Consider the following 6573-nt stretch of genomic DNA (forward strand, 5'->3'; position numbering starts at 1 on the left):
AGTAAGCGAGGGGCAAGGAAACTTTTGGGGCTTCTTGCCCCTCTTCTTTCGTTGTTTTCATAGTTCCATCTTTTCTAATCCTTTTGTACATTAAGTCACCTTAATGTTTTTGGGAAAGAAATGTCGATTGTGATGGTCAATCGGGAGGCATCCGCCGATACTCGATAAACCTCCTCCTCGTCAACTGCCATACTTTCGTCCGAGGCAGTTCAGGCGCTTTGTGTTACATTTAGGTTTTTTTACTTTCCTCCTTTTTCATTTAAAATGCAATATTAAAATCATACCACATTTACATAAAACGTCAATACTACAAAAATATGCACAAAGCCACTAAAAGGTGACCTTATGCATAGTCTATTCTTAAATATAATTTTTAGTAATTACTCTTTAAATCCAAGTTCAGCTTCTACAACAGTGACAATTTCATTTACATATTGGCTGCAAAGCTCTTCTGTTTCAGCTTCAACCATTACTCTAACTAAAGGCTCTGTTCCAGAAGGACGAACGAGGACACGTCCGTTGCCATTTAATTTTGCTTCAACTGCTTCAATTGCTGCTTTACAAGCTGCGTTTTCAACAACACCATGCTTATCTGTTACTTTTACATTTTTTAATAATTGTGGGAATTTTTCCATTTCAGAAGCTAACTCTGAAAGTGTTTTATTTGTAGCTTTCATGATGTTAACAATCTGTAAACCACTTAGTAAACCGTCTCCTGTAGTAATGTAATCTAAGAAAATAATGTGACCTGATTGTTCGCCACCAAGGTTATATCCACTTTTTTTCATTTCTTCCATAACATAACGGTCTCCAACTGCAGTTTGAGCTGAAGCTATGTCATTTGCTTCAAGAGCTTTATAAAAGCCGAAGTTGCTCATTACTGTTGATACTACAGTTGAATTATTCAGTCTGCCAAGTTTGTTCATGTATTTTGCGCAAATGAAGATAATTTGGTCTCCGTCGACGATATCTCCATTTTCATCAATTGCGATTAGTCTATCGCCGTCTCCATCAAAAGCTAACCCTATATCAGCACCTTTTTCTTTAACAAAGGCTGCTAGTGCCTCTGGATGAGTTGAACCAACACCTTCATTGATGTTTAAGCCGTTCGGAGAACTACCCATTGTCGAAATGTCAGCTTCTAAATCTGCAAATAAATGTGGAGCTAAAGATGACGTCGCACCGTGAGCACAATCTAATGCAATATGAAGACCTGCAAAATCTTCATCAATTGTTTGTTTTAAATATTGAATATACTTTTGGCCACCTTCAAAGTAATCATTTACTTGACCTAATTCGGCACCTATTGGTCGTGGTAAAGTATCTTCCTTTTCTAGTAGTTCTTCAATCTCTTGTTCTTGTTCATCTGATAGTTTAAAGCCATCAGAACCAAAGAACTTTATTCCGTTGTCAGCTACAGGGTTGTGTGATGCTGAAATCATTACACCTGCTTGAGCATCTAACACTTTTGTTAAATATGCTACTCCTGGAGTAGAAATAACCCCTAAACGCATTACTTCAGCACCAGTAGATAATAGTCCTGCTACTAGAGCACCTTCAAGCATATGACCTGATACTCTAGTATCTCTACCGATAAGGACTTTCGGCTTTTCAGTTTCTTTCGTTAATACATATCCACCAAAACGTCCTAATTTAAATGCTAGTTCAGGTGTTAATTCTTTATTTGCAATACCTCTTACTCCATCAGTACCAAAATATTTACCCATTGTATGTCTCTCCTTTAACTCGTAACAGCTACTCTGTAATCTTAACCTTCGCTTTGAATGTATGTGCTTCCCACTTTACATATTGTGGTCCATTAAATTCTATATTTACAATATGCTCACCGGTTACTAATTGACTTAAATCAACAAATATATCAAAGTCTGCTATTGTCACATCTTCTAAAATGGATTGTGCGCCTAATAAATTCACATCTAAAACCCCATCACTTGGCGTAATAAATGAAGCTTTTAATCCTTGGGATAGTCCCTTGACTTTAATACTTACATCTTCAAATGTTTTCTCTTCTTGTTTCGCAACTTGAACTTTCACTTTTATTTTTTCTGGTTTGACGATGGAAATCTTATCTGGAACCGGAACATCAAAAGTAAAAACTGTATCCTCATTTATCGTCCGTAAATTTAGCATCTTACCATCGATATACTCATAACGGTCAATATCTTCCTTTTGACCATAAATGATAACTGTATTTGGTTCAACCGTAATAGATACAAGGCTTAAGCCTTTTGGCAAGGAGTTAATTTCTTTCACGCGAATTGGTACACTTTTATATGGACTTGTTATCGGCACTCTCACATCAATTACTGCCGGATATACATCTAGATTTTTTAGCTCATTACCTTGCGAATCATAAATGAACAACGGCACACTAGTATCTATACTCTCTTTAGCAAATGCAATGTTAATATAACCCTTTATTAGAGCTATTTTATTCACTTGGCTTTTTGCTCCTGTAACTGTAATACTGTTTGGATATACAATCGGCGTTTCGTATGCATAACCGAGCGGTAGTTTACTTTCATTAATTACTTGAACTTCCACAGGTGCTAATTTCGAAACCTTTTCTTCAATTGTTATTGTTACATGTTCAGGGTCCGTTTTTACGGTTAACTGACCAGGGATGTTTCTGTGCATCACAGGCACTTGATGTGTTCCTTCTTTATAACCATTTAAATCGACATATGCTTCATAATTTGTTGCTAATTTTGCTTTCGTAATGAGGCTTTCTGAGCCTTCTAGATAGATACTTATTTTTTCAGGTAAACCAGTAACGACGTATTTCTCCTCATCATAATAAGATACAAGATCAACTTCCTCAAAAGCTTTTGGATCTTTAGAAGAGGAAAATAACGTTAAGAAAGGGTTTGTACTTGGCTTACTTTGAGGAGAATCAAGTGTGATTCCTAAAAAAAGTAGAACTGCAAGCATAAATGAAATAATTCTAACAAACCAACGACTTCTTAATAATTGATCCAACATTATTTCTTCCTCCATTTCCATCGAGTTGAGGAAGTATTTTCAGTTTCTAACATTAATTCTTTTGTTAATATAGGACGCAGTTTCTCTTCTGTTAATCCTCTTACTAACTCGCCGTTTTTAGCCACAGATATCTGTCCTGTTTCTTCAGATACTATAATAGTGATGCTATCTGTTACTTCACTAATCCCAAGTGCTGCTCGGTGACGAGTACCTAATTCTTTTGAAATAAACGGGCTTTCAGAAAGTGGTAAATAACAAGCAGCAGCTTCAATTTTGTTTTGTTTCAAAATTACAGCACCATCGTGTAATGGTGTATTTGGAATAAATATATTAATAAGTAATTCTTCTGTTAAGCTTGCGTTTAATGGAATTCCCGTTTCAATGTATTCATTCAATCCTGTTTCTCGTTCAATGGATATTAAAGCACCAATTCTTCGTTTTGCCATATAATTAGCTGCCTTAATAATCGCTTCGAGTGATTTAACATTCTCCTCTTCCTCATTGACTGAGGTTCGTGAGAAGAAACTTCCTCTTCCTAATTGCTCAAGTGCTCTTCGTAATTCCGGTTGGAAAATGATAATTATTGCTAGTAAACCATATGTAATTGCTAAATCCATTAGCCATTTTAATGTCATTAGACCGAATAAATTACTTACGAACCAGACAAATAATATTACGATTATCCCTTTCAATAATTGGACTGCTTTTGTCCCGCGAATAATCATAATAAGTTTATATATTACAAAAGTTACGAGTAAAATGTCTATAGCCTTAGTTAAAAATTCTAAAATAGTTACTCCTCCACTCGCCATATTACTTCCTCCATGTTAAACACAGAATCCTTTTTCATTATATCATAATTTTGCCAAAACTAAATTGCATATAATGTTTAACTTTTTAACGTAGTGGGAATATATGTTAAAATAATATTAGGAGGGAGTGCTAGGATGACTGATAAATTTATCTTATTACAAAAAATTGAGAAAACTAGAGAAAAGATGATATCTATTGCTGAGAAGCACCCGTACAGTTCAAGCAAGGTAGTACAACTTAGTAGAGACTTGGATGAACTATTAAATAAGTATAACAATTTAGTAAATTAGATATAAAAAACATCAGCAACCTTAACATTGGTTTGCTGATGTTTGTACTTTTACAACAATTTCTCTCCAAAAAGTGATGCAATTAAACCTACTGCAGCTTCGGCAGTTTTATTTTTCTCATCTAAAATTGGATTTACTTCTACGAACTCAGCAGAAGTAATGAGTCCTGAGTCAGAGAGCATTTCCATCGCTAAGTGACTTTCTCGGTAACTTAACCCACCCATGACAGGTGTTCCTACACCAGGACAATCTTCTGGATCGAGTCCATCTAAATCTAAACTTAAATGTACTCCTTCTGTTTTTTTAGAAAGGTAATCTAACGTTTCTTTAATTACAGTAGACATACCTAGCTTGTCTACCTCATGCATTGTATAAACTTTAATACCTTTTTCTTTAATTAATTCACGTTCTCCTTTATCTAAGGAGCGTGCTCCAATAATTACGATATTTTCCGGTTTAATCTTCGGAGCATAGCCACCGATATTAACTAAATCTTCATGACCTAAACCTAAACTAACTGCAAGTGGCATTCCATGGATATTACCTGATGGAGAAGTGTCCGCCGTATTTAAATCTCCATGCGCATCATACCAAATAACACCTAAGTTATCATAATGTTTTGCTGCACCAGCAAGAGTCCCAATTGCAATACTATGGTCTCCACCTAAAACTAATGGAAATGATCCTTCAGAAATAACTTCTGAAACTTTATTATTTAAGTTATCGTTTGTAACGATTACTTCATTTAAGTTTTTTAAGTTTGTTTCTTTTTTTATTTGCCCATGATCTCTACTTATTTCAATGTCCCCTGTATCAATGACTTCTAAATCTAATGATTTTAAACGTTTTTCCAATCCTGCATAACGGATCGCACTTGGGCCCATATCTACACCACGCCTATTTTGACCTAAGTCCATCGGCACTCCAATAATTGAAATTTTCTTCATATGTATTACCTCCTATATATGCTCACTCTATATTATAACTCTATTTTCATCTTAAAAACACTTACTGTATATATTCAATGTAATAATTTCATATCTTTTCAACAAAAAAACCTTAAATCAAATAATGATTTAAGGTTTGTAATTTATTATGTATGGTGGAGCCTAGCGGGATCGAACCGCTGACCTCCTGCGTGCAAGGCAGGCGCTCTCCCAGCTGAGCTAAGGCCCCATTCTTGTTTGGAGCGGAAGACGAGGTTCGAACTCGCGACCCCCACCTTGGCAAGGTGGTGTTCTACCACTGAACTACTTCCGCAATAAAGTGAGCCATGAAGGACTCGAACCTTCGACCCTCTGATTAAAAGTCAGATGCTCTACCAACTGAGCTAATGGCTCTAAATAATGGCTGGGCTAGCAGGATTCGAACCTACGCATGACGGAATCAAAATCCGTTGCCTTACCGCTTGGCGATAGCCCAATAATAAATGGTGGAGGGGGGCAGATTCGAACTGCCGAACCCGTAGGGAGCGGATTTACAGTCCGCCGCGTTTAGCCACTTCGCTACCCCTCCATGGACAGAAAAAAATAATCATTTATTCATTTATGAATAGAAGATTATCGTTAGCTTACAAAAATATAAATAAAAAATGCCGGCAAGAGGACTTGAACCCCCGACCTACTGATTACAAGTCAGTTGCTCTACCAACTGAGCTACACCGGCATAATAATGGTGGAGGATGACGGGATCGAACCGCCGACCCCCTGCTTGTAAGGCAGGTGCTCTCCCAGCTGAGCTAATCCTCCACTATAAATGGTGACCCGTACGGGATTCGAACCCGTGTTACCGCCGTGAAAGGGCGGTGTCTTAACCGCTTGACCAACGGGCCAATAAATATTTAACACTTCTCCTGGAGCTTCCAACCGGGCTCGAACCGGTGACCTCTTCCTTACCATGGAAGTGCTCTACCTACTGAGCTATGGAAGCATGGCTCCACAGGCAGGACTCGAACCTGCGACCGATCGGTTAACAGCCGATAGCTCTACCACTGAGCTACTGTGGAACAATACTAAACCTGGCAACGTCCTACTCTTGCAGGGGGACAGCCCCCAACTACCATCGGCGCTGAAGAGCTTAACTTCCGTGTTCGGTATGGGAACGGGTGTGACCTCTTCGCCATCATTACCAGATAATATCCTTCAAGACAAGAAATATATTATCATCTCTTTACTTGATTGACAAGTGTTTTTTTCAGGAACATCGTTCCTTCAAAACTAGATAACGACAATCACATACATTTTAATAGTCCAGCTGCGGCTCCTAGTTTCTCGAGGTCGCTTCACTCCCTCAGTCGAAGTCTTTTGGACTTCTCATTCATGAGTTCCAGCGCTTGTCGAAACTATACAGTCGCCTCGCTTTTTATATTTTGGTTAAGTCCTCGATCGATTAGTATCTGTCAGCTTCACGTGTTACCACGCTTCCACACCAGACCTATCAACCTCATCATCTCTAAGGGATCTTACTT

At 37.7% G+C, this 6573-nt stretch carries 5 protein-coding genes, 10 tRNA genes and 2 rRNA genes; 1 reads left to right on the forward strand and 16 read right to left on the reverse strand.

Annotation, left to right across the window (positions count from 1 at the left end; all coding sequences use genetic code 11):
• Positions 1-380: 380 nt before the first annotated feature.
• From glmM to cdaA, 3 genes are read right to left on the reverse strand one after another with little or no spacing between them, the layout of a single operon-like run.
• Positions 381-1727, reverse strand: coding sequence for a phosphoglucosamine mutase (glmM, locus tag CIB95_RS15610; protein ID WP_094926691.1), 1347 nt, complete (start codon positions 1725-1727; stop codon positions 381-383).
• Between the two features lie 28 nt (positions 1728-1755).
• Positions 1756-3003, reverse strand: a complete 1248-nt coding sequence (locus tag CIB95_RS15615) for a CdaR family protein (RefSeq protein ID WP_158217654.1) — start codon at positions 3001-3003, stop codon at positions 1756-1758.
• On the reverse strand, positions 3003-3815 hold the full coding sequence (gene cdaA / locus CIB95_RS15620) for a diadenylate cyclase CdaA (RefSeq protein ID WP_094926695.1): 813 nt from the start codon (positions 3813-3815) through the stop codon (positions 3003-3005). The genes CIB95_RS15615 and cdaA overlap by 1 nt, the downstream gene beginning before the upstream one ends.
• Positions 3816-3950: 135 nt before the next feature.
• Here cdaA and CIB95_RS15625 point away from each other — a divergent pair, with 135 nt between their 5' ends.
• Positions 3951-4106 carry an aspartyl-phosphate phosphatase Spo0E family protein gene (locus CIB95_RS15625; protein WP_094926697.1) on the forward strand — a complete coding sequence of 52 codons (156 nt, stop codon included), beginning with the start codon at positions 3951-3953 and terminating at the stop codon, positions 4104-4106.
• 50 nt (positions 4107-4156) lie between these two features.
• Here CIB95_RS15625 and rocF read toward each other — a convergent pair whose 3' ends face one another.
• The 13 genes from rocF to CIB95_RS15690 form a co-directional block, all read right to left on the reverse strand.
• Positions 4157-5053 carry an arginase gene (gene rocF, locus CIB95_RS15630; protein WP_094926699.1) on the reverse strand — a complete coding sequence of 299 codons (897 nt, stop codon included), beginning with the start codon at positions 5051-5053 and terminating at the stop codon, positions 4157-4159.
• Between the two features lie 153 nt (positions 5054-5206).
• A tRNA-Ala gene (locus CIB95_RS15635) sits at positions 5207-5282 on the reverse strand.
• Positions 5283-5291: 9 nt separating this feature from the next.
• Positions 5292-5366, reverse strand: a tRNA-Gly gene (locus CIB95_RS15640).
• A gap of 7 nt (positions 5367-5373) precedes the next feature.
• Positions 5374-5446: transfer RNA gene (locus tag CIB95_RS15645), tRNA-Lys, on the reverse strand.
• Between the two features lie 7 nt (positions 5447-5453).
• Positions 5454-5528: transfer RNA gene (locus CIB95_RS15650), tRNA-Gln, on the reverse strand.
• Between the two features lie 8 nt (positions 5529-5536).
• Positions 5537-5621 (reverse strand) — tRNA-Tyr (locus CIB95_RS15655).
• A 77-nt stretch (positions 5622-5698) separates the two neighbouring features.
• Positions 5699-5771: transfer RNA gene (locus CIB95_RS15660), tRNA-Thr, on the reverse strand.
• Positions 5772-5778: 7 nt separating this feature from the next.
• Positions 5779-5854: transfer RNA gene (locus CIB95_RS15665), tRNA-Val, on the reverse strand.
• An 8-nt stretch (positions 5855-5862) separates the two neighbouring features.
• Positions 5863-5937, reverse strand: a tRNA-Glu gene (locus CIB95_RS15670).
• A 22-nt stretch (positions 5938-5959) separates the two neighbouring features.
• Positions 5960-6035, reverse strand: a tRNA-Thr gene (locus CIB95_RS15675).
• Between the two features lies 1 nt (position 6036).
• Positions 6037-6111, reverse strand: a tRNA-Asn gene (locus CIB95_RS15680).
• 10 nt (positions 6112-6121) lie between these two features.
• A 5S ribosomal RNA gene (gene rrf / locus CIB95_RS15685) occupies positions 6122-6238 on the reverse strand.
• Positions 6239-6474: 236 nt separating this feature from the next.
• Positions 6475-6573: ribosomal RNA gene (locus CIB95_RS15690) — 23S ribosomal RNA — on the reverse strand; the annotation flags it as partial.

The sequence above is a fragment of the Lottiidibacillus patelloidae genome (genome assembly GCF_002262935.1).
GTDB lineage: Bacteria > Bacillota > Bacilli > Bacillales > SA5d-4 > Lottiidibacillus > Lottiidibacillus patelloidae.

Excerpts from the sequence above, each read along its gene's own strand:
- CIB95_RS15625 (WP_094926697.1), top strand. The coding sequence starts at position 3,951 with ATGACTGATAAATTTATCTTATTACAAAAAATTGAGAAAACTAGAGAA.
- rocF (WP_094926699.1), bottom strand. The coding sequence starts at position 5,053 with ATGAAGAAAATTTCAATTATTGGAGTGCCGATGGACTTAGGTCAAAAT.
- CIB95_RS15615 (WP_158217654.1), bottom strand. The coding sequence starts at position 3,003 with ATGTTGGATCAATTATTAAGAAGTCGTTGGTTTGTTAGAATTATTTCA.
- cdaA (WP_094926695.1), bottom strand. The coding sequence starts at position 3,815 with ATGGCGAGTGGAGGAGTAACTATTTTAGAATTTTTAACTAAGGCTATA.
- glmM (WP_094926691.1), bottom strand. The coding sequence starts at position 1,727 with ATGGGTAAATATTTTGGTACTGATGGAGTAAGAGGTATTGCAAATAAA.